At 73.7% G+C, this 24,028-nt stretch carries 27 protein-coding genes; 14 read left to right on the top strand and 13 right to left on the bottom strand.

What is annotated here, in order from left to right; genetic code table 11:
- Window positions 1-137: 137 nt before the first annotated feature.
- The 4 genes from ACFY0K_RS12410 to ACFY0K_RS12395 form a co-directional block, all read right to left on the bottom strand.
- Window positions 138-1,124: an ester cyclase gene (locus ACFY0K_RS12410; protein ID WP_390639788.1), complete on the bottom strand. Its 987-nt coding sequence runs from the start codon at window positions 1,122-1,124 to the stop codon at window positions 138-140.
- Window positions 1,121-1,492: a dehydrogenase gene (locus ACFY0K_RS12405; protein ID WP_256215980.1), complete on the bottom strand. Its 372-nt coding sequence runs from the start codon at window positions 1,490-1,492 to the stop codon at window positions 1,121-1,123. The genes ACFY0K_RS12410 and ACFY0K_RS12405 overlap by 4 nt, the downstream gene beginning before the upstream one ends.
- 371 nt (window positions 1,493-1,863) lie before the next feature.
- Window positions 1,864-2,082, bottom strand: coding sequence for a MerR family transcriptional regulator (locus tag ACFY0K_RS12400; RefSeq protein ID WP_390639787.1), 219 nt, complete (start codon window positions 2,080-2,082; stop codon window positions 1,864-1,866).
- Window positions 2,079-2,708, bottom strand: coding sequence for an OvmZ protein (locus ACFY0K_RS12395; protein WP_390639786.1), 630 nt, complete (start codon window positions 2,706-2,708; stop codon window positions 2,079-2,081). The genes ACFY0K_RS12400 and ACFY0K_RS12395 overlap by 4 nt, the downstream gene beginning before the upstream one ends.
- Window positions 2,709-3,107: 399 nt before the next feature.
- Between ACFY0K_RS12395 and ACFY0K_RS12390 the strand changes: the two genes are divergently transcribed.
- A complete protein-coding gene (locus tag ACFY0K_RS12390) occupies window positions 3,108-3,692 on the top strand; it encodes a TetR family transcriptional regulator (protein ID WP_390639785.1) in 585 nt (194 codons plus the stop codon).
- A gap of 11 nt (window positions 3,693-3,703) precedes the next feature.
- Here ACFY0K_RS12390 and ACFY0K_RS12385 read toward each other — a convergent pair whose 3' ends face one another.
- Together ACFY0K_RS12385 and ACFY0K_RS12380 are read right to left on the bottom strand one after the other, a co-directional pair.
- Entirely contained in the window at window positions 3,704-4,312 is a 609-nt protein-coding gene (locus tag ACFY0K_RS12385) for a ScbR family autoregulator-binding transcription factor (RefSeq protein ID WP_352365628.1), read from the bottom strand.
- Between the two features lie 157 nt (window positions 4,313-4,469).
- Window positions 4,470-5,291 (bottom strand): response regulator transcription factor, encoded by an 822-nt coding sequence (locus ACFY0K_RS12380; protein WP_390639784.1) that lies wholly within the window; start codon window positions 5,289-5,291, stop codon window positions 4,470-4,472.
- 465 nt (window positions 5,292-5,756) lie between these two features.
- Here ACFY0K_RS12380 and ACFY0K_RS12375 point away from each other — a divergent pair, with 465 nt between their 5' ends.
- The 4 genes from ACFY0K_RS12375 to ACFY0K_RS12360 all read left to right on the top strand — a co-directional run bounded on the left by ACFY0K_RS12375 (window position 5,757) and on the right by ACFY0K_RS12360 (window position 9,304).
- Complete coding sequence (locus tag ACFY0K_RS12375) at window positions 5,757-6,713, top strand: ScbA/BarX family gamma-butyrolactone biosynthesis protein (protein WP_390639783.1); 957 nt, start codon at window positions 5,757-5,759, stop codon at window positions 6,711-6,713.
- A gap of 27 nt (window positions 6,714-6,740) precedes the next feature.
- Entirely contained in the window at window positions 6,741-7,670 is a 930-nt protein-coding gene (locus ACFY0K_RS12370) for an NAD-dependent epimerase/dehydratase family protein (protein ID WP_390639782.1), read from the top strand.
- A 255-nt stretch (window positions 7,671-7,925) separates the two neighbouring features.
- Entirely contained in the window at window positions 7,926-8,897 is a 972-nt protein-coding gene (locus ACFY0K_RS12365) for a D-2-hydroxyacid dehydrogenase family protein (protein ID WP_390639781.1), read from the top strand.
- Between the two features lie 122 nt (window positions 8,898-9,019).
- Window positions 9,020-9,304: a chaplin gene (locus ACFY0K_RS12360; protein WP_390639780.1), complete on the top strand. Its 285-nt coding sequence runs from the start codon at window positions 9,020-9,022 to the stop codon at window positions 9,302-9,304.
- 64 nt (window positions 9,305-9,368) lie between these two features.
- Here the strand turns inward: ACFY0K_RS12360 and ACFY0K_RS12355 are convergent, their stop codons facing one another.
- The 7 genes from ACFY0K_RS12355 to ACFY0K_RS12325 all read right to left on the bottom strand — a co-directional run bounded on the left by ACFY0K_RS12355 (window position 9,369) and on the right by ACFY0K_RS12325 (window position 13,604).
- A complete protein-coding gene (locus ACFY0K_RS12355; RefSeq protein ID WP_390639779.1) occupies window positions 9,369-10,235 on the bottom strand; it encodes a tyrosinase family protein in 867 nt (288 codons plus the stop codon).
- Window positions 10,219-10,734: a tyrosinase cofactor gene (locus ACFY0K_RS12350; protein ID WP_390639778.1), complete on the bottom strand. Its 516-nt coding sequence runs from the start codon at window positions 10,732-10,734 to the stop codon at window positions 10,219-10,221. The genes ACFY0K_RS12355 and ACFY0K_RS12350 overlap by 17 nt, the downstream gene beginning before the upstream one ends.
- 124 nt (window positions 10,735-10,858) lie before the next feature.
- A complete protein-coding gene (locus tag ACFY0K_RS12345; RefSeq protein WP_390639777.1) occupies window positions 10,859-11,380 on the bottom strand; it encodes a hypothetical protein in 522 nt (173 codons plus the stop codon).
- Window positions 11,381-11,617: 237 nt separating this feature from the next.
- Window positions 11,618-12,202, bottom strand: a complete 585-nt coding sequence (locus ACFY0K_RS12340; protein WP_390639776.1) for a vitamin K epoxide reductase family protein — start codon at window positions 12,200-12,202, stop codon at window positions 11,618-11,620.
- The gene (locus ACFY0K_RS12335) at window positions 12,202-12,702 is read right to left on the bottom strand and encodes a DUF5949 family protein (RefSeq protein WP_390639775.1); all 501 of its coding nucleotides are present in this window, start codon (window positions 12,700-12,702) and stop codon (window positions 12,202-12,204) included. The genes ACFY0K_RS12340 and ACFY0K_RS12335 overlap by 1 nt, the downstream gene beginning before the upstream one ends.
- Before the next feature lie 141 nt (window positions 12,703-12,843).
- Window positions 12,844-13,134 (bottom strand): hypothetical protein, encoded by a 291-nt coding sequence (locus tag ACFY0K_RS12330; protein ID WP_351959221.1) that lies wholly within the window; start codon window positions 13,132-13,134, stop codon window positions 12,844-12,846.
- A 230-nt stretch (window positions 13,135-13,364) separates the two neighbouring features.
- Entirely contained in the window at window positions 13,365-13,604 is a 240-nt protein-coding gene (locus tag ACFY0K_RS12325) for a chaplin (RefSeq protein WP_351959102.1), read from the bottom strand.
- A gap of 259 nt (window positions 13,605-13,863) precedes the next feature.
- On the opposite strand from ACFY0K_RS12325, the gene ACFY0K_RS12320 reads away from it, so the two are divergent.
- The 9 genes from ACFY0K_RS12320 to ACFY0K_RS12280 are packed head-to-tail and all read left to right on the top strand — an operon-like array spanning window position 13,864 to window position 24,024.
- Window positions 13,864-14,715 carry a DUF3344 domain-containing protein gene (locus ACFY0K_RS12320; protein ID WP_390639774.1) on the top strand — a complete coding sequence of 284 codons (852 nt, stop codon included), beginning with the start codon at window positions 13,864-13,866 and terminating at the stop codon, window positions 14,713-14,715.
- 57 nt (window positions 14,716-14,772) lie between these two features.
- Complete coding sequence (locus ACFY0K_RS12315; protein WP_390639773.1) at window positions 14,773-15,957, top strand: glycosyltransferase; 1,185 nt, start codon at window positions 14,773-14,775, stop codon at window positions 15,955-15,957.
- Window positions 15,954-17,375, top strand: a complete 1,422-nt coding sequence (locus tag ACFY0K_RS12310) for an exopolysaccharide biosynthesis polyprenyl glycosylphosphotransferase (protein WP_390639772.1) — start codon at window positions 15,954-15,956, stop codon at window positions 17,373-17,375. Before ACFY0K_RS12315 ends, ACFY0K_RS12310 begins: the two co-directional genes overlap by 4 nt.
- Window positions 17,376-17,377: 2 nt before the next feature.
- Window positions 17,378-18,688, top strand: coding sequence for an O-antigen ligase family protein (locus ACFY0K_RS12305; protein WP_390639771.1), 1,311 nt, complete (start codon window positions 17,378-17,380; stop codon window positions 18,686-18,688).
- Entirely contained in the window at window positions 18,685-20,391 is a 1,707-nt protein-coding gene (gene murJ, locus ACFY0K_RS12300) for a murein biosynthesis integral membrane protein MurJ (protein WP_390639770.1), read from the top strand. Before ACFY0K_RS12305 ends, murJ begins: the two co-directional genes overlap by 4 nt.
- The gene (locus ACFY0K_RS12295; RefSeq protein WP_390639769.1) at window positions 20,375-21,130 is read left to right on the top strand and encodes a polysaccharide deacetylase family protein; all 756 of its coding nucleotides are present in this window, start codon (window positions 20,375-20,377) and stop codon (window positions 21,128-21,130) included. Before murJ ends, ACFY0K_RS12295 begins: the two co-directional genes overlap by 17 nt.
- Window position 21,131: 1 nt before the next feature.
- A complete protein-coding gene (locus ACFY0K_RS12290) occupies window positions 21,132-22,271 on the top strand; it encodes a glycosyltransferase (protein WP_390639768.1) in 1,140 nt (379 codons plus the stop codon).
- Entirely contained in the window at window positions 22,268-22,909 is a 642-nt protein-coding gene (locus ACFY0K_RS12285) for a lipopolysaccharide biosynthesis protein (RefSeq protein ID WP_390639767.1), read from the top strand. Before ACFY0K_RS12290 ends, ACFY0K_RS12285 begins: the two co-directional genes overlap by 4 nt.
- The gene (locus tag ACFY0K_RS12280) at window positions 22,906-24,024 is read left to right on the top strand and encodes a GNAT family N-acetyltransferase (protein WP_390639766.1); all 1,119 of its coding nucleotides are present in this window, start codon (window positions 22,906-22,908) and stop codon (window positions 24,022-24,024) included. The genes ACFY0K_RS12285 and ACFY0K_RS12280 overlap by 4 nt, the downstream gene beginning before the upstream one ends.
- The last annotated feature ends 4 nt before the right edge of the window (window positions 24,025-24,028 follow it).

The raw sequence follows: 24,028 nt of genomic DNA, 5'->3' as shown, positions 1-24,028 counted from the left end.
CCCGTCTTTTTTTCGGGTGCATTTTTTGTGGCGGGGGTCGTGCGTCGGCCCCCTGGTGTCGGGCGGGGGGGGGGGGGGGGCCCGCCCCCGCCCCCCCCCCCCCCGGGGGGGGGCCGCCCCCCGCGGCCGGGCGCGGCTCAGGCCGCGGGCTTGCCCGCCGGAGTCAGCGGGCCGACCGGCTTGCCGCCGGACTGGAGGAACTTCTGCAGGGCGAAGTTGTCGACGATGCCCCAGCGCTCGGCGATCCGGTCGCCCTCGAAGCGGAACCAGATGATCGCCTGGTGCTGCACCTGCAGTCCGGTCGGCTGGATGCCGATGAACGGGCCGGTGTGGCGGCCGTGCATGACCCAGCGGATGGCGGCCTTGTCGCCCATCGATATGAAGTCGAGGATCTCGTACTTGATGTCGCTGAACGCGGACTGCTGGATCCGGATGGTGTGCTTGAACGCCTCCGGGCCGCGCATGGAGTCGTCGTGGCTGCCGTGGTTGCGGAAGTCGGCGGTGAGGTAGCGGTCGGCGGCCGCCAGGTCGCCGAGGTCGAGGCCCTCGTGGAAGACCTTCTCGATCAGTTCCTTCTGCTGGTCCGCGGTGAGCGTGGTCGGCATGGGTGGGTTCTCCTTGGCTGAAGTGAGCGTGTTTCCTCGGGTGTCGAGGGTCTGCCGGTCGACCTGGGTCACTCCCCTGGGCACGGCGCCGGTCGTCCACACGATCCGCAGCCGCAGCCGCTCGAACCGCCAGCCGCCGGGGGTGCGCCGGGCCGTTCCGGTGAAGCGGCCGCCGAGCTGGAAGTACCGGGTGGGGTCCGGCGGCAGCGGCGAGCCGTGGTGCACGTGGGAGGCGATCAGGCTCCAGCTCAGTTCGGCCCGGTCGCCGTCGACGTCGACCTGGGTCTCCGAGCCGTGGTGGTGGGTACGGCCCCAGCGCGCCATGATCTCGGTGGTGAAGCCGGCCACCCCGGCGAGGCCCCGGTGGCTGCCCACCGGGAACGTCATCTCGATGTCCTCGGTGAACAGGGACCTCGCCCAGGTCTCGTCGAAGCCGCCCTCGTCGAGGCCGGCCAGATAGCGCCCGGCCAGGTCCGTGAGGCTCAGCACGTCGGTGAGCCGGGCGACCTCGGCCGTCATGACACCCGGCGCGCTTCGGTCCGGGCGTCCGTCGCGTAGATCACGACGTCGTCGGGGCCGTGCACGACGGCCTTGCCCTCGCCGGTGAGCGCGTCGCCGTCGTGCCGCGCGGTGATGTCGATCTGGATGTACGCGGCCCGGTGGCCGTTGGGGCTGATCTGGGTGACGTCGAGGTTGAAGTCCTCACGCAGGGAGAACTCCAGCGAGTCGTCGCCGGTGACGGTCCAGGCGCCGGTTCCGGTGCTCTTGCGCGTGGTGACCGAGAGCGAGCCGTCCGGGGCGAAGGCGACGGTGTACTCGTCCACCTCGCCGTCGTGCGTGACCGTACCCGTCCATTGTCCGACGGGTGTCCAGGTGGAAACAGGCATCGACCACACTTCCTCAAGTCGGGGCGGAGGGAAAACAAAAAATCCGCGCCCCGGTCGGGGCACGGATTCGGGATGGACGCCACGGGCTCGAATGCAGAAGCCCGCAGGAAGCGCCGCCGCCGTCAGGGCATGGGGGCGCCGAAAAGAGTGTGACACCTCTGTTCGGATGCGTCAACTTCCCTTTGAATGAAGCGAGTTGATAATCAGGGCGGGTAACCGAAGAAGCCCCCGCGGCCGGGGGGACGGGCCGCGGGGGCTGCTTCGCACCGGATCCCCGCACGGATCCGGTTTCTTGCGGGTGATGGTCGGTGAATTCCACGCGGCAGCGCGGAGTTACTCGAATTCACTGCGGCCGCGGGGTCTCGCGCCGGCTATTCGGTCTCGCTTCCGCGCGCCAGTGCGAACAGTTCGTCGAGGTCGTACTCGGCCCGCCGGGGGCCGCCGTGGCGGGTGAGTTTGCCGCGGCTGGCCCATTTGCGGATGGTCGCCTGGGTGACGCCCATCGCGAGGGCCGCCAGTTCCGTCGGAACCGTGCGCGGCTTCGCCGCCGCGGACGACGTCCCGCCGTCACCGTCTCCCGTGCCCGTCATGTCGTCACCGCCTCCCGCGCCCGGTTCGCGACCAGCAGCCACTGGCGCGGCGGCAGCGCGTGCCCGGCGTCGCAGGCGACCTGGTCCGGCACCCGGTCGCCGCCGTCCGCCGGCAGGATGCCGTAGAGCGTTCCGGCGCACTCCGGCCGGGTGCAGGCGCCGAGGGCGAACCGGCGTACCGGGCCGGGGCCGAGCAGGTGGCCGAAGTCGGTGAGGAGTCCGGCGAGTTCCTCGTCGAGGTCGGCGCCCGCCGGGTGCCCCGCGAACCAGGGCAGCTGCCCGCGCAGGAACCCGACCAGCGCGGGCACCCCGCGACCCGCGGGCCGGGCGCCGGTGCGCTCGTCCACGACGAGCCGCGCCCACAGCGCCATGACCTCGGCCGCCCGGGCCCGCAGGGCCAGCGCCCGCTCGTCGAGCACGATGCCGACGGTGGCACGGCTGCCGCTCACCCGCTCGCGCAGCACCGGCGCCCCGGGCGCCAGCGCCTGGTCGCTCTCCCGGTACAGGTCGAGCAGGGTGCGCAGGCCGCCGTCGATCCGGTCCAGGCAGCGGACGCAGATCCGTCCGCAGCGCCTGCGGCAGTCGCGGCTGACGTGGTCGTCCGTGAGTCGCTCCGGCTCTTCCATTCGGATCCCCCGAATCCTCGGTCCGTGTGGAACTGCGTCCAGTCTCACGGGGGCGGCCGGCCGCTTCAACGGACGGCGGTTCAGGCTTCCCACAATCCTCCGCAGCTCTGTCAGCGGAGTGTCAAACCTGTGTCAACTGGCCGGATTTGAGCCCTTTTACAAACAGACCTGTCTGATTGAGGACGCGTCCGGGACTCCGCTCACCGCGCATGTTTCCGGACATCCACCCCTGCCGCCAGGGACGTTGGGATCCTGTGGAGATCATGCGGAGGTGGACCACGACCGGGGTCCTCCCGCGAAACAGGCATGGTTGTATGATTCTTACCACCATTGGCACCGGTGCCCGCAGGGAGTGCACGTACCGGGCACACTGCTGGCAGGGAAGGCGGGTACGACCTGATGCAGGCGCGATCCGAGCACACGCGTCAGGCTCTCGTCCATGCCACCGCCGAGCTCATCGCGGACGGTCGGCTGTCCGACGCGGGACTGGTCAACATCTGCCGCCGGGCCGGGGTCAGCCGGGGGGCGCTCTACCACCACTTCGCCTCCACCACCGCGCTGACCGCGGCCGTGTACGAGGAGGCGAGAGCGCGGGTGGAGGCGCTGACCGAGGAGGCCTTCGCGGGGCCGCCGGCGGACGCGCCCAAGCGCTTCCTGTTCGCGCTCGGCGAGGCCATGCGCACCGAGAAGGTCGTCCGGGCGGGCATGCAGCTGGCCGCGGACGGCTCGGCCGGACCGCCCCGGCTGCGCGACGACCTGCTCGCCGCGGTCCACGAGCGGGTGGCGGAGGCGCAGAAGGAGTCCGCGGAGCAGGCCGAGGACCTCGCCGACCTGGCGGTGGTGATGGCCGCGGGCATCGAGACCCTCGGGCACACCGACCCCGGCTGGTGGGACGGCGAGATCACCCAGCGCCTGTGGCGGCTGCTGCGCCCGCTGTTCGACCGGGACCGGCCGCCGGGCCGGGGCGGCGAGCGCAGGATCTGAGAGCGGGCCGGTCACTCCTCGGGCGGCGTCGTGCGCAGCCGCCCGACCAGGCCCGGCGTGGCGAGTCCTGGCAGCAGGAACTTCCACAGGACGCTGGTGCGTTCGGGCAGGTCGGCGCGGCCGGTGTAGGCCTGGGACATGATCTGCAGTCCGGTGAAGGAGCCGACGATCAGGGAGCTCACCTCGCGCACGTCCACGCCCGGCAGGATCTCGTCCCGCTTCTCGGCCTCCTGGAGCAGCGTCAGGATGGTGTCCATGGACTGCTCGTACGTGGTCTGCGGCGGGCAGTCGAACGACGTCTGCTCCGTCGTCAGCCGCACGCTCGCGCGCAGCACCGCGTCGTGCTGCAGGCGCCGGGCGAACTCCAGGGTCAGGTCGATCACCGACTGCAGCCTGATCGGCCGTTCGGGCACTTGCAGGGCCTCGGCGTGGGCCTGCACCAGGGCCAGCGCGATGGCTTCCTTGGAGGGGAAGTGGTGGTAGAGGGACCCTCGGGTGAGTCCGGTGCGGGCCAGGATCTCGTTGGTGCTGGCGGCGTCGTAGCCGCGCTCGTCGAAGACCTGGGCCGCCGCCTCCAGGATCGACCGCCGTGACCGCTTGCCGCGTTCCTGCTGAGCCATGCCAGATCCTTACGCTCTCCCGCTGAATTCAACAGACTGGTCTGTATCGTAAGCCGCACAGGCGGCCTACGGTCAGTACCGCGGCGGGAGTTGTCAGAAAGCGGTTCCCAGGCCGTGCGCCGGGACCGGGCGTGACCTGGGATAACGCGGGAGAGGGCTAGGGACTGCCGATCCGGAAACCGACCCCCCGGACGGTGACGATCCAGGCACTGGAGCCCATTTTTCCGCGCAGGGTGCCCACATGGGTGTCGACCGTGCGGCCGCGCGGCGACCACGCGTCGTCCCACACCTGGGCCATGATCTGACGGCGCGGGATCACCGTGCCGGGCTGCGAGGCCAGCAGGTGGAGGAGGTCGAACTCCTTGCGGGTCAGGTCGAGGGGCCGCCCGTCGAGCATGGCCGTGCGGGCGCCCGGATCGATGCGCAGCGGCCCGTGGGTGACGACCCGGCCGGCCGCCGGCTCGTCCGCCGGCCGGACCCGCACCCGGCGCAGCACCGCCTCCATCCGGGCCAGCAGCTCCCGGAAGCCGTACGGCTTGACGAGATAGTCGTCCGCACCGGCCTGCAGGCAGAGCACGCAGTCGAGTTCCGAGCCGCGCGCGGTCACGGCGATGATCGGCAGGTCGCTGACCGCCCGGATGCCGCGGCACACCTCGAGGCCGTCGAGGTCGGGCAGGTCGAGGTCGAGCAGGACGAGGTCGGCCTCGCGGTGGCCGCGCAGCGCCTGGGCGCCGGTGGTCGCGCCGTGGGTGGCGTAGCCGTGCCGGGCCAGCCCCTGCAGGAGGGGGTCGGCGGCCCGCGGGTCGTTCTCGACGACCAGGACGTGCAGCGCTCCCGGGCGGGGCGCGCCGTACGCGGGGGCCGGGTGGGCCGGGCGTGCTGCCGAGTGGCCGGCCGGGTGACCGGCCGGGACGAGCGGGCCGTGCGAGCGGTGGCGCCGCGGCGACGGCGCCACGAGGTCCGCGTACTGGCGGTTCATCTGCTCCCCCTGAGGCACATCCACGTCATCTCGGACTGCGGGTTCACCACCAGACCGTACCAAACAGACTTGTCTGATTGTCAACTGCCCAGACCGAGAGGCGCGCCGCCCGCGCCACCCTCTAACGCCCCCGTCGTGAGCTGCGATTTCGTCGGAATACCGGACAAGTGGGAGGTCAGACTCCGTTAAGTCGCCCCACGGAAAGACTTGACCAAGAGCTACGTATCTCCGATGAACCATACAACCTTGTACGTTTCATGATGACAATACCGGCATAACGGACCGTTGACATCGATGGCAAGCCCTCAAGCCCTCCCGACTCGCCCAAGAAATGGCTTCGCCCCTTGCAGAACCGGACCGACCTGTCTGTATCTTGTGGGGCAGAACGTCGGCCACGGGGGGTGACAGCCGGCGTACGGCTTGTTGCCCCCTCCTTCCCGTCACACCGACACAGGAGCGCTGCACATGCCGCACCTCACCGACCGGGCCATCGCCCCGAAGCCCCTGCTTCCCGGACTGACCACCACTGTGCCGCGTGAGTACGTCCACCGCGCGGCGGTCTCCGAAGTCCTGCTCACCGGCTGGGAGCGCGACGAGTCCCCGGGCGCCGACGGCTTCGACGGCTTCGTCGTCCGGGCCCAATGGCCGCGCAGCCACGCGCTGTTCGCCCCCGACGGCGGATACCAGGACCCGATGCTGCTGATCGAGTCGATCCGCCAGATCGGATCCCTGCTCGCCCACGCCGAGTTCGACGTGCCGTTCGGCTACCAGTTCCTCATGTCTGACATGTCCGTGGCAGCCGAGCCCGACCTGCTCGTCGCGGACGCGGTCCCCACCGACGTCGAGATGCACGCGGTCTGCCGGGACGTCGTCCGCCGCGCCGGCCGGCTGCGGGAGATGCGCTACGACGTCACCGTGGTCCGGGAGAACGGGGCCCGCGCCACCGCCTCGGCCGCGTTCCGCTGCATGAGCCCGGACGTGTACCGGCGCATGCGCGGGGAGCGCCCCACCACCACCGACCGCACCCCGCCGCCGGCCCTCGACCCGGCCGCCGTGGGCCACGCCACCGCCCGGCACGTCGCGCTGTGCGAACCCGCGCCCGGCACCCGGGGCAGATGGGAACTGCGGGTCGACACCGCGCACCCGACCTACTTCGACCACCCGGTCGACCACATACCCGGCATGTTCCTCCTGGAGGCGGCCCGGCAGGCCGCGCACGCCCGCACCGGGGCACCCTGCGCCCTGCTGCTCGGCACCCGCAGCGAGTTCACGCGGTACGCCGAACTCGACGCGCCCTGCTGGATCACCGCCGACCCCGAACCTCACGGCGACCGGGGCGACCTGCTGGTGCGGGTGCGCGGCAGCCAGCGGCAGGAGACGGTCTTCACCGCCGAACTCGTCCTGCGGCCCCGTGTCCGCTGACCCCGACCGCTCCCCGGGAGTCTCCCCGTGCCCATCCTTCTCATCACCGGCGCGTCCGGGTTCGTCGGGGCCCACGTGACGCGCGAGGCACAGCGCCGGCGGGCCGAGCTCAGGCTCATGAGCCACCACCGGTCCCTGCCGCGGTCCTGCTCCGGGGCCCGGACCGTGCACGCCGACCTCACCGACCCCCGCTCGCTGCGCGGGGTGTGCGACGGGGTCGACGTACTCCTGCACTGCGCGGCACAGATCGGCGGCAGTGCCGCGGCCAACGAGGCGGTCAACGCGCGTGGCACGGCAGCGCTGGTCGCCGAGGCGCGGCGGGCCGGAGTGCGCCGGATCGTCCAGCTCAGCACGGCGTCGGTGTACGGCCGCGGCACCTTCCGCGGTCACCGGCCCGAGGAGCTCACCCGCAATCCGGGCTCCGTCACCTCCCGCACCCGCGCGGCGGCCGAGGACGCGGTGCTCGCGGCCGGCGGCGTGGTGCTCCGGCCCCATCTGGTCTTCGGAGCGGGGGACCTGTGGGTCGGCCCGACCCTGGCACGACTGCTGCGGGTCCTGCCGGGAGTGGTGGCCGGCTGGCTGTCACGGGCGTCGGTCATCGGCGCGCCTGACCTGGCCCGGCTGCTGGTCGCGACCGCGCTGGCGCCGGACGGGGTCCTGACCTCGCGGGTCTACCACGCCGCGGATCCGGCTCCGGTCACCGTGGGCAGTGCGCTGCGGGCGGTCGCCGGCTGTGCGGGGATCGACTGGCCGCGTGACAACCTCACCGTCGAGGGGGCCAAGGCGATCCTCGCGGCGAAGGGGGTTCCGCCGGGCACGCTCGACATCCTCACGACGGACCACTTCTTCGCGGCCGACGCGCTCTGGGCGGATCTCGGTCAGCGGCCGGGGGGTGGCTTCGAGACGTGGTTCGGCCGCGCCGAACCGTGGTACCGCTCCATCCTTGCGACGAACTGACGTTCCGCCCGGCACCCGCTGCGCCCGGTACCGGGTCCGGTGGCCCCACCCACCGGACCCTTTTGCGCCGCCCTGGTTTCCGGGCGGCGTTTTTTGTGCGAGGAATCGCTGTGCGCCAACGGGCGTGCCAGGACGCGTCGTTGGGCGGCTGCGGGTGGATTTCGGCTGGTCGCGCAGTTCCTCCCCCAGCCTTCGGCCGGGGGTACCCCCAGCGCCCCTGACGGGGCGCGTTGGAGTCGCCGGTACGGTGAAGCAATGCTTCTTCGCTGTGCTGTGATCGACGACTTTCAAGGGGTGGGCGGGGAGTTCGGGGACTGGGCCTCGCTCGCCGGTCAGGTCGAGGTGGTGTCGCTGCGGGAGCATCCCGCGGACGAGGACGAACTCGTCGCGGCTCTCGCCGGCTTCGACATCGTGGTGACCCTGCGCGAGCGCGTCGCCTTTCCCGGTTCGGTGCTCGGGCGGCTCCCCCGGCTGCGGCTCCTGATCGCCTCCGGGATGCGCAACAGCGTCATCGACTACGCGGCCGCCGAGGCACACGGGATCACGGTGTGCGGGACGCAGAGTTCCTCGGCGCCGCCGGTCGAGCTGACCTGGGCGCTGCTGCTGGGACTGGCCCGTGGGCTGGTCCAGGAGAACGCGGCGCTGCGGGGCGGCGGGCCCTGGCAGTCCACCGTCGGCGCCGATCTGCACGGGCGCCGGCTCGGGCTGCTCGGCCTGGGGAAGATCGGCGGCAAGGTCGCTCAGGTGGGGCTCGCCTTCGGCATGCACGTCAGCGCCTGGAGCCAGAACCTCAGCAAGGAGCGCGCCGAGGAGGTCGGCGTCGGTCTCGCGCCGAGCAAGGAGGACCTGCTCGCCACCAGCGACTTCGTCTCCGTCCACCTGGCGCTCGGCGACCGCACCCGGGGGCTGCTCGGCGCCGCCGAACTCGCCCTCCTCAAGCCCACCACCTACCTCGTCAACACCTCCCGCGCGGCGATCGTGGACCAGGACGCGCTGCTCGCCGCGCTGCACGAGGGCCGGATCGCGGGCGCCGGCGTCGACGTCTTCGACACGGAGCCGCTGCCCGCCGGCCACCCGATGCGCACCGCGCCCCGGCTGCTGGCCACCCCGCACCTCGGTTACGTCTCCCACGCCAACTACACGACGTACTACGGCCAGGCCGTGGAGAACATCCGGGCCTTCCTGGCCGGCGCCCCGGTACGGCGGCTGCCTCAGGGAATGTCCTGACTCCGGCCCTTGGAGTGATCGTCCGCTGATCGGCGTGACCAGCCGCAGGTCGGGGCGTTGAACGGGGAGTGCGGCGGCTGGTCCTGCCGCCGCACTCCCCGAGCAACAAGAAGGAGAACGTGATGTCTCGCATCGCGAAGGCCGCCGTCGTAGCCCTCGGCACCGGCGCTGTGGTGATCGGCGGGGCCGGCCTGGCCCTGGCCGACGCGGGTGCCAACGGCGAGGCCGTCAGCTCGGCCGGCGTAGTGTCCGGCAACGTCATCGAGGTCCCGGTCAACATCCCGGTGAACGTGTGCGGCGACACCGTCGACGTGATCGGTCTGCTGAACCCGGCGTTCGGTGGCGCCTGCGGCAACGGAGGCCACCTCAAGAGCGGTGACGGCAAGAACGGCGGCTACGGCTCCTGAGCCACCACCCGCGAGGAGCCCCGGCGCCCTGGGCGCCGGGGCTCTTCCCGTGTCCGGGGCCGGATCAGGCGTACCGGTAGATCCGGCTCACGTCCTCCAGCGACTCGGGGGTGACGTCCCACGGCGGCAGCTTCCCGCCGCGGGCGACGATCCGGTCGTGCTGCGGGTCGCCGGGGCCCGGCGGCTGCGCCGGCAGGTAGCGCCGCCCGCGGTGCCGGGACTTCCAGCGCTCCCACTGGAGGTCGACGAAGGCGTGGTGGAACCAGAAGACGGGGTCGTTGACGGAGGCGCCGCCGAGCATGGCCCCGCCGACCCAGCGGTGCACCCGGTTGTGGTTGTGCCAGGACGCCTTGCCGCTGCCGGTCCCCCAGCCCTCCAGCCGGTTGCGGAATCCCCGGGTGACCGTCGAGTCCCACGGCGGGACGTCGTAGGCGGGGTCGGCCAGCGCCCGGTCGAGTTCGGCCCGCGCGGGCAGGTCGATCGGATCGCGGGCCCGGCCCAGGTCCCGGGCGAGGAACTCGCCGTCGGTGAAGCCCTCCGTGATGGTCCAGTGCCCCGCCGCATAGGCGAACGGGCCGGTCATCACCTGCTGGTCGCGGGCCCGGCCGTTGCCACCGAGCAGATCCTTCGTCCACGGCACACCGGACGCCGAACGGTCCCTCGTCCAGTCCCAGTACGGCACCGTCACCGACCCGTCGACCCGGCGCAGGGCCTGCTCCAGGTCGAGCAGGAAGCGGCGGTGCCAGGGCAGGAAGGAGGGCGCCATGTGGGCGGCGCGCAGTCCGTCCTCGCCGTCGGGGGTGTAGTACTCGATGTGCGTCCGCACGAACTCGTCGTACTCGCCGCGCCGTTTGACCTCCAGGAACGCCTTCACGAGCCGCCCCCGCTCGGCGGCCGTCAGCCTGCTGACGTCCTTACGCACGTACGCCATGGTCTCCCCCCATGTGCATGTGGCCAGGCGCCGGATCGCGCAGCCGCTGCCCGGGACCCATCTCGTCGACGGCCCCGCGGGTCGCCGCCAGCGGGGTCGGGTACGAGCTGTAGTGGTCCACCATGCTGAGCCAGCTGCCGTCGGCCCGCCGCATCAGATGCAGCGGCCGGCCGTCCACGGTGACCTGCCACTCGCCGCCGTCGACGGCCCGCTCGGCCGCCGGTACCAGAGCACCCCGGATGCGGCGGCCCCGGTAGGTCTCGTCGAAGGAGGTGCCCGCGGGCGCCCCGGCCAGGGGCGCGGGGCGGGAGGCGGCGACGACCGGGGCGAACGCCAGGGCGGCCACGGAGGCGAACAGCCCCCGCGTCAGCTCGCGCCGCGTCCGTCTGCCCGTCCCGGCTCTGCCCGGCTGCCCGGCTCCCGGCTCCGCGCCCACCGCCACACCACCGACTCCGACTCCGACTCCGACTCCGACTCCGACTCCGACTCCGACGACCATGCCCACTCCTCGTACGGTTCACCGACCACTGTCGGTACCGGTAACCGTCCAAGGGGGCGCCCGGTCACCACCGCGCCGCCGTCCGGCGCGGGACCGGGCCGAAAGGGCCGTACCCGAGGGGGGTTTACCGGCCGGTGCCGGAGCCGGCGCCCAGCTTGCCGCCGACGACCGTCTGCAGGACCGGGGCGAGCACCCCGACCTCGGGCATCTTCAGGTGCGGCACGCCGTAGTGCTGCGGGTCGGGCGCGCTGAGGGGCGCGTCCAGCGCCAGACCGGGGGTGAGGGTGCGCAGGTCGGAGGCGGGGAGGTCGATGCCGACGTGGTCGAAGCCGGCGCCGAAGGCACGCGGGAGCGGCACGCTGAGGCCGACGCCGGGCAGCTGGCCGTTCATCGGCACCCGCGGCAGCGCGCCCTCCGGGATGAGCCGGCCCTCGACGTAGCGGGGCCCCTCGGGGACGCCGGGGATCAGCAGCGGCAGCTCCATGCCGAGCTTGGGCATCTCGATGCCGAGGGACTTCTCGACACCGTCCAGCGGCACGGGGACGGGGACCCCGTCGGTCGCGGCGGCGGGCGTGGCGGCCGCGCCCATGGCGACGGCGACGCCCGCGACGACGACGGCAAGGGTTCCTCGGGTGGTCGGCTTCATGTCAGGTACGGGCCTTTCGGGATACGAGAGGAGCGACGTCCGTACCGGGTAACGAGCCGGAATCGGCATCAGTTCACAATTCGCCCGGGTGCAGCATTAGTCGGCTGTACGCCAGTCCGCACTCGTCCGCTCCTCCGGAAATACGCCCCTCCGGTATTCCGCTCCTCCGGTATTCCGCTCCTCCGGTAGTCCGCTCCTCAGGTAGTCCGCTCCTCCGTTATTCCGGCGTTCCGTTGTTCAGCTCGTCCAGAAGTCCCACCATCGGGTCAGGACGAGCATGCCGACGACCCCGGTGTGCAGCACCGGCAGCAGCCAGGTGAACTCGCCGAGGAACTCCCGCAGCGGGCGCGGCGCGGGCAGGAACCGCCGGCGTACGGCGAAGGCGGTGACGTACCAGAACAGGACGATGGTGGCCACCCAGGCCTGGCAGCACCACAGGCACAGCGCGCCGATCCGGTACAGCGACTCGAACTGCAGCCAGGACACGAATCCGACGCCGAAGGCGCAGCCGGCGTCGAAGGTCAGCCAGTACCAGGCGGGGAAGCGGGCGCCGGCCAGCAGGCTGGTGCCGACGCAGATCACCACGGCGTAGGCCACCAGGCCCAGCATCGGGTTGGGGAACCCGAACGCCGAGGCCTGGGCACTCTTCATCACGCTGCCGCAGGACACCACCGGGTTCAGGCTGCACCCGGGCACGAAGTGCGGGTTCTCGAGGAGCTTGAACTTGTCGAGGGTGATGACCCAGGAGGCCAGCAGCCCGGCCGACCCCGCGACCAACGTCAGCAGCGCGAACCCCCGCCCGGCCCCCACGGCCTGGGCCATCAGCCGCGCAGGCTGCGGGCCGGCAGGACAACGTGCGCGGCGGCGGTCAGGGTCTCCTCGGCCCCGGCGAAGTCCCGCAGCGCCTCGGGGTCGACGGGCCTGCCGGGTTCGCCCTCGGGCCACGGGCGGGTGGTGAACACCAGGTAGGCATACCCGCGTTCGCCGACCGCGGCGAGCCACTCCGCCGGCGCGGGGCACTGGGCGTTGAGCGGGGCCAGGCTGAGGACGGCCTGGCCGGCCTCGACGAGCAGGGTGACGGGCAGGCTGGGCCGGGCGGTGCCGTCGACGAGGTCGCCGCCCACCGGCAGCCCGTTGTTCGCCAGCAGCGCCTCGACCGCGGCCGCGGTGGCCTCGGGACCGCCCTCGGCGTCACCGAGGGAGTAGGCCAGCAGATAGGGCATGTCGCCGCCGTCGGGGGCCTCACCGCTCCAGGCCAGCACGACGAGCGTGCCGAGGTCGGCGAGGCGGAGCGGGCGGGTTTCGCTTGGGGTTGAGGTCACCGCGCGACCCTACCGACGGGCCGTGCGGCGGCCGGGTGCCCGCTCACCCGGTCGGCGGACGCCCGCCGGACGGGCCACACGAACGAGGGACACCCCTCGGTGTCCCTCGAACACTCCCGGCCCGGCCCGTCCCTCGCCGGCTCAGCCCTGCAACGGCAGGCCGCCCAGCAGCGGGTTGTGCTGGTTGAGGGCCCCGGCCGCGGTCTTGACCGTGTTGAGCGGGGAGCGCTTGTTCTCGGTGTCGAGCGCGTTCGACTGGTGCCGCAGCGGCATCGCCTGGTTCAGGTCCAGGCCGTCCTTGGTGATCGTGTTCACCGCACCGTTGAGGCTGGTGGGCGTGAGGTCGGCGGTGTTGTAGGCGAACGCGGGCGCGGCGACGCCGACGAGGGCCACGGAACCTGCGGCGACGGCGACGGCCTTCAGCGACTTCATCATGTTCCTTTCTTCGGCGACTTTCGGCAACGCAAGCCGCCCGGGGGAATCCGACGTCATGTCCAACGACGTCCCGGCGGACCGGAAACCCCGTTTTCGGAAGACATATGAGATCCCGAAGGCGCCGGCCGGGCCGGGCGCGTCCGGTGGACGGCCGGGAAAAACACCGGCCGGCCGTCCGCACGCGGGGTGCGCGGGCAGACGGCCGGCCGAAGGGAACAGTCGCTGCGTCAGCCGTTGACGCAGGTGTTGGCGAAGCCGGGGTTCAGCAGGCCGATCACGTCGATGGTGTCGCCGCAGACGTTGACCGGAACGTGGATCGGAACCTCGATCACGTTGCCCGACAGCACGCCCGGGGAGTGGGCGGCGGCGCTGCTCGCGCCGCTGTCGGCGACAGCCGCAGCGGCACCGCCGGCGACGGCCGCGACGGCAGCGGTGGACAGGACCAGGCCCTTCGCGATACGCGACATGGAGAGGTCTCCTTGGGGTCGAAACAAACATACGGGCGGATGCCCAGCGCTGTGTCAACGCCTGGCGCCGCCCCGGGTTGTGCCGCCACACGAGTGATCTCCGGGGAGCCGCCTTCACGACTCCGACACACTTGCACGGTTTTGACGGATTAATACGGATAGCGACTAGAGTTGCGAACCTCCCGACTTACCCGTATTGACATCACATCAGACTGTTCCGCCCACCCCTCCGCTCCCCCCTGAAAGAACGAAGCCGGTCATGCGCAATCTCCTGGGCCCGCTGCTGTGCCGTGCGTCGGCGAGCGCGCTCGTCCTCGCCCCGGTCCGGGCACCGGGCACCGCCCGGACGACGGCCGAGCCCGCCCCCGAGGCTCCGCGCATCCCCTACGCCGAGCGCCACCACGCGCTGCCGCGCGGCGGTTTCGCCCGCGCGGGCAACGCGTCCGTCAGCTGCCGCACGACTCCCGGCGAGCCGTCCGAGCCGCCCCGCCAGGCCGCCCGGGAGGGCCAAGTCCCCTCGGTGAACGATGACTTCGACATGTCCTGCATCGGCGTCGACGGCGACCTGCCGGCCGGCGGCGCCTACGAGGAGTTGCCCGCCGGCACGGTCGTGGGCCACCGCGCGGGCGGCGGCGCCGACGCCTTCCAGGCCTCGGCGGAGGTGACCGAGCGGGTCTGTTCCAGCGGCTCAGGACTGTGGACGGTCGGCCTCCGGGACGGCTTCGACTCCCGTGACGCACGGGCCGAGGTACGGCTGAACGGGCTACACGCCCCGCGTGGCGCCGGTGGACGGGCGGGTCTCGTGGCATACAACGGCGGCCGGGGCGGCACCGGCGACTCGCTCACCTACACCACCGCCGGCCACGCACCCGTCCCGCTCCAGGACTCCGCCGACCCGGCCGACGACGTACTCAAGACCACGATCAACGAACCCGGCCCGGTACGCGCCCGGCGTGAGCCCGCGTACGCCAGCACGCTCGGCGACGACTCGGATGTGTTCGATCCAGGTACCGGTCTCGCCCACGGCGGTGACCAGCTGACCTTGCGGCTCGTTTCCCAGCGCGACGCGGCGTGGGCGGGCGCGCTCTTCGCCGCCGTGGACGCGCGGTAGTACGCCGCGTCCCCGCCCGCAATCCCGAGCGCGCCCCCGTGAGCGAGGAATCCGCGTATGCACCGATCAGTCACCGACCCTCGGCCACGGGTCCTCCACCTGGCGCAGCCCGTCGAGGGCGGAGTGGCCCGGGTCGTCCTGGATCTGACGAAGGCCCAGCTCACGGCCGGTCTGCGGGTCACGGTGGCCTGCCCCGGTGGTGAACTGGCCGAGCGCGGGCGGGCCCTGGGCGCCGAGGTGCGCGGGTGGCACGCCGACCGCTCCCCGGGCGCCGGTCTCCCGGACGAGGTACGCCGCCTCGGCCGGCTGCTCGACGAGGTACGGCCCGCACTGGTGCATGCGCACAGCGCGAAGGCGGGCCTCGCCGGACGGCTCGCCGTGCGCGGGCGCGTCCCGACCCTGTTCCAGCCGCACGCCTGGTCCTTCGAGGCCGTCGGCGGCGCCACCGCCGCGCTGGCGCTGCGGTGGGAGCGGTGGGGCGCACGCTGGGCGCACCGGGTGGTGTGCGTCAGCGAGGCCGAGCGCACGACCGGCATGCGCGCCGGGATCCGCGCCCGGTACACGGTCGTCCCGAACGGCATCGACACCGAGCACTTCACCCCGGCAGGCCCGGTCGGCCCGGCCGGCCCTGGAGAGCGGCCCGCGGGGGCTCCCCTGGTCGTCTGTGTCGGGCGGCTGTGCCGGCAGAAGGGCCAGGACGTGCTGCTGCGGGCCTGGCCCGAGGTGCTGCGCCGGGTGCCGGACGCCCGGCTGGCCCTGGTCGGCGACGGACCCGACCGGGACGCGCTCCGCCGGCTCGCAGCCTCGGTCGCCGCCCCGGTCCGCGCCGACTCGGTCGAGTTCGTGGGCCCCGTCGCGGACGTCCGCCCCTGGTACCGGGCCGCCGACCTGGTGGTGCTGCCCTCGCGCTGGGAGGGCATGGCGCTCGCCCCGCTGGAGGCGCTGGCCTGCGGGCGGCCGGTGCTGGTCACCGATGTCGACGGCGCCCGCGAGAGCCTGCCGCCCGGCCACGCGGCGCACTGCCTGGTCCCGCCGGGCCGGCCCGGCGCGCTGGCCGGGGCCGTCGCCGCGCTGCTCCTCGACCCGGAGCTGCGTGCCTCGCTCGGCGGCCGGGGTCGCCGGCACGTCCTGTCCACGCACGATGTGCGGCGCACGGCGGAGGCGGTCGCGGTGCTGTACCGCGAACTCCTCGGCGGGCGGCCGCTGGTGTCCTTCGAGCGCAGGGAGTCCATCCACTCGTGACCGCGGAAAGCACCGTCCCCTCCCCCGGCGCCAAGCCCCGGGACCACGGACTCTCGCCCGTCTCCGTGCTGCCGCCGCGCACCGCCGGCGGCTTCCGGTTCCCGCTGCGGCGGCCGCCCGTGCGGCCCGCCTCCCCGGCGCCGCTGCTCGCCGCCGACCTGGGTGCCGCGCTGCTCGGCGCGGCCGCGCTCGACGAGGCCGTCCACCGGCCCGTCCTGGTCGCCCTGCTGGTGGCCGGGGCGATACTGCTGCGCCCGCAGACCGTCCGGCGGATGACCGGGATCCTCGACGAACTCCCCGCCGTCTGCGGCCGGATCGCCGTCGTCTGGCTGGGCCTGGCCGCGGCCGTCGCCGCCTGGGACCCGGACCGTGCGCTGTCCGTCCGCGTCCTGCTGCTCGGCTTCGCCCTGCACGCGGCGGCGGCCGGCGCGGGCCGCGGCCTGGTGCACTGGCGGCGCCGCCTCGCGCTGCTGCGCCGGCCGCGCGCCGCCCTGGTCGTCGGCCCGGCCGCCACCGCCCAGCGGGTCGCCGCCGCCGTGCTGCGCCACCCGTCCTGCGGAGTGCGCCCGGTGGGCGTCGTCGCCGAACACCCCGAGGGCGCCGAGGGCCTGCCCGTGCTGACCACCGGTGAGGAGGTCGAGCGTGCCCTCATCCAGAACGGGGTCCGGGCCGTCCTCACCGTCCACCCCGCCGTCCGCACCGAACAGGGCCCGCTGCTGCGGGCGCTGGCCGAGTCCGGCTGCGTGGTCTGGGAGGTCGACGCGGACTCACCGGCGTACGAGATGCGCGACCAGCTCGCCGGCTTCTCCTGCCGCCGCCTGGAGATGGGCTCGCGGCGGCGCGGCAGCGTCGGCAAGCGGGTCCTGGACATCGCCGTCTCCGGGGCGGCGCTGGTGCTGGCCGGGCCGCTGCTGCTGGTCTGCGCGACCGTGCTGCGGATCACCGACGGGCCCGGAGTCGTCTTCCGGCAGGAGCGGATCGGCAAGGACGGCCGCCCCTTCACCCTGCTGAAGCTGCGCACCCACCGTCCGGTCGACGAGCACGAGGCCGCCACCCGCTGGAGCGTGGCCGGCGAGATCCAGATGAGCCGATTCTGCCGCTTCCTGCGCCAGACCTCCCTGGACGAGCTGCTCCAGCTGTGGAACGTGCTCTGGGGCGACATGAGCCTGGTCGGCCCGCGCCCCGAACGGCCCTTCTTCGTCGGCCAGTTCAGCCAGACCTACCCGGGCTACGCGGCCCGCCACCGGATGCAGACCGGCATCACGGGACTCGCCCAGATCAACGGACTGCGCGGCGACACCTCCATCGAGGACCGGGCCCGCTTCGACAACGCCTACATCGACAACTGGTCGCTGTGGCAGGACGTCTGCATCCTGCTGCGCACCGCGGCCGCGCTCGTGCGCTCGACGGGGAGCTGAGAATGAGCTTCGCACTGTCACCGGCCCGGCCGCTGCGGCTGCCGCCGGTGCTGGCCGCGGTCGCCGTGCTCGCGGTCCTCGCGCTGCCGCTCGCCCCGGGCGGCGAGGAGGGGGGTGCGGGGCCCGCCGACGCGGTGTCCGCCCTCGTGGTGCTGTACGCCGCGCTGCGCACGCTGCGGGAGCGGCGGCGCCCGCTGTCCGCCACGACCGTGGCGGTGCTCGGCATGCCGGTGGTGGGGCTGGCCGTCGCGGCGATGGGCGCGGCCTCGCCGGGCGCCGGGCTGACCGGCCTCGGCCGCTACCTCCAGGTGTTCGTCCTGGTCCCCGCCGCCGTGGTGCTGCTGGTCCGGGACCGTGCCGACTTCCGGCTCCTTGCCTGGTCGTTCGTGGGGCTCGCGGTCTGGCAGGGCGCGGTCGGGGTGCACCAGTACGTCACCGGCACCGGGGCGTCGTACCAGGGCGAGGAGATCCGCGCGGTCGGCACCTTCGGGCCGCAGGACGTGATGGGCATGGCCACCGTCGTGTCGTTCGGTCTGGTCTGCGCGCTCGGGCTGGCGCTCGGGCGTTCCCCGGTACGGCAGCGGGTGGCGGCGGGCGCGTGCACGCTCGGGCTGCTGCTGCCGCTGGCCGTCTCCTTCAGCCGGGGCGCCTGGATCGCCACGGTCCTGACCTGCGGTGTGCAGCTCGCCCTGGCGGGGCTGCGGCGGGCGCTGAAGGTGGCGGCGGTCGCGGTCGCGGCCGGCGTGGTGCTGGTGGGCGGCTTCGGGGTGGGTACGGCCATGCTCCAGGAGCGGCTCAGCAGCATCGGGCAGGTCACGGACGCGCCGGACCAGTCGGTGGTCGACCGGTACACGCTGTGGGCGGCGGCGACGGGCATGTGGCGGGAGCACCCGGTGACCGGCGTCGGCCTGAAGAACTTCCCCGCGTACCGGGACTCGCACGCCTCGCTGGCGCTGTCGTCCGGGAGCGACACGGAGGGGGCGGGGGCGGCGTACCGGAAGCAGCCGCTGCTGTCGCCGCACAACATGTACCTGCTGGTCCTCAGCGAGCAGGGGCTCCTCGGGCTGCTCGCCCTGGCGGGCAGCTGGCTGGCGCTGCTGGCGTGCGGGCTGCGGGGGCTGTGGCGGGCGCGCGCGGGGGACGGGCTCGACTGTGCGCTGGTGGGGTGCGGACTGCTGATCTGGCAGCTCGTCGATTTCGCGTACGCCGACATCGGGGGGCCGTCGACCGTGCTCACGGCGGTGGTGTTCGGGGCGGTGGCTTGGTGGGCGTTGGTGGGGGCGGACCATGCCGAGGAAGCGGCGGCGCGGTGACTGCGACGCCGGGGGTGGAAGGGTCGGATGTCGCCTGCGGGTCCGATGTGGCTGGTCGCGCCCACGCGGCGGAGCCGCACACGTCACAGCCCCGCGCCCCCGAACAGGGAGTTGTCGAGGCCGAGCCTGAAAGTGCGCCCCCTACGCGTGGATTCCTCGCCAAGGCCGCTTTCGGTACCGCCGCCTTCTCCGTGCTCGGGTCGCTGCTCGGGCTGATCCGCGACCAGTCGCTCGCGCGGCTCTTCGGGGCCGGGCGGGACACCGACGCGTTCCTGGTCGCGTGGACCGTGCCCGAGTTCGCGGCGACGCTGCTCATCGAGGACGGGCTGGCGTTCGCCCTCGTGCCCGCGTTCAGCGTGGCGCTGGCCCGGCGGACGCAGGGGGCGCCGGGCGATCCCGTACGGGCCCTGGTCGCCGGCACGCTGCCCAAGCTGGCCCTGGCCTTCGCCGGCGTCGGCGCCCTGCTGATCGGCGGGGCCCCGCAGCTCGTCGAGGCGCTCGCGCCGGGGCTGCGGGACCCCGGCCTCGCCGTCGGCTGCACCCGGCTCACCGGCACCTGCGTGCTGACCTTCGGGCTGGCCGGATACTGCAGCGCCGCCCTGCGCGCGCACCGGCGGTTCCTCGCCCCGGCCTCGATCTACGTCGCCTACAACGCCGGGATCATCGCGGCGATGTTCGCGCTCGGCGGCCACTGGGGGGTGCGGTCGGCGGCGTTCGGGGTGGCGGCCGGGGGCGCCCTGATGGTCGCCGTACAGGTGCCGTCGCTGCTCGGGCAGTTGCGGCGCAGGCCCAAGGCGCGGGAGGAGGGCGCGGCCGCCACCGAGGAGCGGCCGCTGAACGTGGCGCTGATGGCCACCGTGCTGCTGTTCGCGCTGTGCCGGCAGTCGCAGGTGCTGATCGAGCGGTTCCTCGCCTCGCACCTGCACTCCGGGGCCATCTCGCACCTCAACTACGCGCAGAAGGTCGCGCAGATCCCGATGACGATGTCGATGATGCTGTGCACGGTCACCTTCCCCGTGGTGGCCCGGGCGCTGGCCGAGGGCGACACCGAGCGGGCCCGGAGCCGGGTCGAGCGGGACCTGTCGGTGGCCGCGAGCGTGGTGCTGCTCGGCACCGCCGTGGTCGTGACCTGTGCGCCGCAGCTCGTCCAGCTGCTCTTCCAGCGTGGCGCGTTCACCGCCGTGGACACCGCCGCCACGGCCGCGGTGATGCGCGTCTACGCGCTCGGGCTGCTCGGGCAGACGCTGGTCGGGGTGCTGGTCCGCTCGTACTTCTCGGCGGGCCGCGCCTCCTGGTACCCGGTGGGCGCCATGGCCGCCGGGATCGTGGTGACCTCCTGGATCGGCGCCCTGACGGTCGGCGCGTACGGCGTCACCGGCATCGCCGCCGCCAACGCCGCCGGCATCACCGCCACCGCCGTGCTCCTGCTCGCCGGGACGGGCCCGCGCAGCGTCCCGATCCGTACCCGGCGGGTGCTCGCCGAACTGAGCCGGCCGGTGCGGGCGGCGGTCGCCGCGACCGCAGTCGGGCTCTTCGCCGCCGCGCGGCCGGCGGACCCGTTCACCGGTCTGGCCGCCGGCGTCACGGCCGTCACCGTCGTCTTCGTCCTGCTCGGCTGGGCCCTGGGCGCCCAGGGTTTCGCACCCGCACTCCGTTCCGTAGCCACCGTCACCCGAAGGCTCGCGCATGCCGTCTTCCATTGAGTCCGCCGCGAGGGCCGGACGCCTCACCGGCCCCGTCCCCTGGGTCGCCATGTACCACTCCGTGGGCGACTGTTCCGACGACCCGTACCGCGTCACCGTCTCCCCCGGGCGTCTGGAGAAGCAGCTCGGCTGGCTGCGCCGGCGCGGGCTGCGCGGGGTGTCGGTGGCCGGGCTGCTCGCCGCCCGGGCCCGCGGCGAGGGGCGCCGGCTGGTGGCGCTGACCTTCGACGACGGGTACGCCGACTTCCTCGACCACGCCCTGCCCCTGCTGGACCGCTGGGGCTGCGGCGCCACCCTCTTCGTGCTGCCCGGACGGCTCGGCGGCGACAACGGCTGGGACTCGCTGGGCCCGCGCAAGCCGCTGCTCACCGCGGACGGCGTCCGGCGGGCCGCCGGCAGCGGGGTGGAGATCGGCTCCCACGGGCTCACCCACGTCGACCTGACGAAGGCCGACGCGGCGACCCTGCGGGCCGAGACCGCCGACAGCCGGGCGCAGCTGGAGGAGCTGGTCCAGTCCCCCGTCGAGGGCTTCTGCTACCCCTACGGCAGCGTCGACCAGCGGGCCGTCGACGCCGTGCGGGACGCCGGATACGGCTACGGCTGCGCCATCGACCCGGGCCCGCTGGGCGGCCCGTACGCCCTGCCCCGCGTGCACGTCGGGCAGAACGACCACGCCGGGCGCCTCTTCCTGAAGTACCGGCTGCACCGGCTGCGCCGCCGTCCCGTCCAGGGGCTGTGAGATGAGGGCCCTCCACGTCATCACGGGCCTGGGGACCGGCGGCGCGGAGCAGCAACTGCGGCTGCTGCTGCGGCACCTGCCGGTGGCCTGCGACGTCGTCACGCTCACCAACCCGGGGCCGGTCGCGGCCGGGCTGGCCGCGGACGGGGTGCGGGTGGTCCACCTGGGGATGGCCGGGAACCGGGACCTGGCCGTGCTGCCCCGCCTGGTGCGGCTGATCCGCCGGGGCCGCTACGACCTCGTCCACACCCACCTCTACCGGGCCTGCCTGTACGGCCGGATCGCCGCGCGCCTCGCGGGGGTGCGGGCCGTGGTCGCCACCGAGCACTCGCTCGGCGACTCGCAGCTGGAGGGGCGCGAACTGACCGCGGGCGTGCGGGCGCTGTACCTGGCGGGTGAGCGGCTCGGGCGGTCCACGGTGGCCGTCTCGCCGACCGTCGCCGACCGGCTGCGCCGGTGGGGGGTACCAGGGCCGCGGATCGAGGTGGTCCCGAACGGCATCGACCTGGACCGGTTCCGCTTCGACGCGGACCGGCGCCGGCGTGTCCGCGACCGCCTGGGCATCCCGCAGGACGCCTGGGTCGTCGGCGCCGTCGGACGGCTCGCGCCCTGCAAGCGGTTCGGCGTCCTGGTCGAGGCCCTCGCGGCTCTCCCCGCCGACTGCAGGCTGCTGCTGGTGGGCGGCGGTCCGGAGGAGGACGCCCTGCGGCGCACCGCGCGGGCGGCCGGGGTCGCCGGCCGGGTGCTGTTCGCCGGCGAGCGGCCCTACACCTCCGACGACGCCCAGGACCCCGACCTGCCCGCCCTCACCTCCGCCATGGACGTGTTCGCCTCGCCCTCCACCGAGGAGGCCTTCGGGCTCGCGGTCGTCGAGGCGCTGGCCGCGGGGCTGCCGGTGCTCTACAACGCCTGCCCGGCCGTCGAGGACCTGCCGGCCGCCGCCGCGCCGGGCGCCCGCCGCGTCACGGGCGGCGCCGCCGCCTACGCCGCGGCGCTGGCCGCCGCCCGCGCCGCCGGACCCGGCCCGCGCGGCGCGCCGGACGCCGCCCGTCACTACAGCATCACCCGCAGCGCCGCCCAGCTCATGGACGTCTACGCGGCCGCACTCGCCACCACACCCCAGGGAGCCAGCACGCCATGACCGAGAACACCGTCCGAGCACCCCGCCCGTTCCCGCGCGCCATCCCGCCCTGGTCGCTGCTGGCGGCCGGGGTCCTGGCCGGCGGGCTGCTGGGCGGCGCCTACGGCGTGCTGACGCCGCCCAGCTACACGGCGACCGCCTATGTCATCGCCGTCACCGCCGACAAGTCCGACACCGCGTCCGCGCAGGGTTTCGCGCAGGCCTACGGCCGGGTCGCCACCCAGCTCGCGGTGCTCGGGGACGCGCAGATGTGGGCCGGGGTGCCGCTGAAGACGCTGCAGAACAGTGTGCAGGCGGAGACCTCGCCGGACGCGCCGATGGTCGCCGTCTCGGCCAGCTCGCCGCACGCCCTCCAGGCCACCGACATGGCGAACGCGGTGGCCCGCTCGCTCATCCAGCACGCCAACGACACCAAGAGCGACACCAACGTCGAACTCCTGCAGTTCTCCCGGGCGCCCAAGCCGACGGCGCCGACCTCCGCGTCCTCGAAGGTGACCGCTCTGGTGGGCGCGAGCGCGGGCGGGCTGCTGGGCGGTCTCGCGCTCCTGGTGCGCCCCAGGCGCCGGCCGGCGGAGTCCGCGCTGCAGGCCTCGGTGCCCGGTCCGGCCGTCGCCGCCGACGTACACGGCCAGCTGTGACCACGACGGCCCACCCGACGCTCGCCGCGTACACCACCGAACTCGTCACCGACGAGGACACGTTCGCCGGGCTGGCCCCGGCCTGGGGCCGCCTGTACCGGCGGTGCGGCACGGCCACCCCGTTCCAGAGCCACGCCTGGCTGCACTCCTGGTGGCGCTCCTACGGAACCCCCGGCCGGCTCCGCCTCGTCCTGGTCCGCTACGGCGGTGAGCTGGTCGGCGCGGCCCCGCTGACGCTGGTGCACCGGCCGCTGCCCACGCTGGTGCCGCTCGGCGGGGCGATCTCGGACTACGCGGACGTGCTGCTCGCCGACGCCGACGACGGCCGGGTGGCGGACGCCCTCACCCGGGAGCTGGCCGAGGCGGCCCGGACGGCGCTGATCGACTTCCGCGAGGTGCGGCCGGGCGGCGCGGCGGAGCGGGTCTACGACCGCTGGCGCGGCCCGTGCCGGAAGGTGCCGGACTCGGTCTGCCTGGAGCTGCCGGCCGTGTCGATGGACGAACTGGTCGGCAGGCTGCCGTCGAGCAAGGCCCAGCGGGTCCGCGCCAAGCTGCGCAAGCTGGGCTCGCTGGGGGTGCGCCGGGACGTCGTGCCGCCCGACGGGGTGGACGCGGCACTGCGCCGCCTGCTCGACCTGCACCGGCTCCAGTGGCAGGGGCGGAAGGTGACCACCGAGCACCTCCAGTCCCGCTTCCAGGAGCATCTGGTGCGGTCGGTGGGGCCGATGGTGCGGTCCGGGGACGCGGTGGTCACCGAGTTCCGGCTCGACGACGAGGTGGTCGCCGTCGACCTGACCCTGCTGGCGCCGAGTCTCGCCGGCGGCTACCTGTACGGGGCGCATCCCCGGCTGCGGGAGCGCAAGGCGGACGTGGCGGTGATGCTGCTGGACGCCTGCACCCAGCACACCGGCAACGGTGAGCGGGGGGCGCTGAGCCTGCTGCGCGGCGACGAGCCGTACAAGCACCACTGGCGGCCCGAGCCGGTCGTCAACCAGCGGCTGCTGCTGGCCCGGCGGCGCACCGCCCCGCTGCTGACGGCGGCGCTCTGCGACGCCGCCGCCCGGCAGCGGATCAAGGAGGTGCGGCAGCGGTGGAAGGAGCGCCGGCAGGAGTAGCGGA

This window comes from Streptomyces sp. NPDC001507 (genome assembly GCF_042894765.1).
GTDB lineage: Bacteria > Actinomycetota > Actinomycetes > Streptomycetales > Streptomycetaceae > Streptomyces.
The sequence above is the reverse complement of the archived record's forward strand: the minus strand, read 5'-3'. Positions and strand labels throughout refer to the sequence as shown.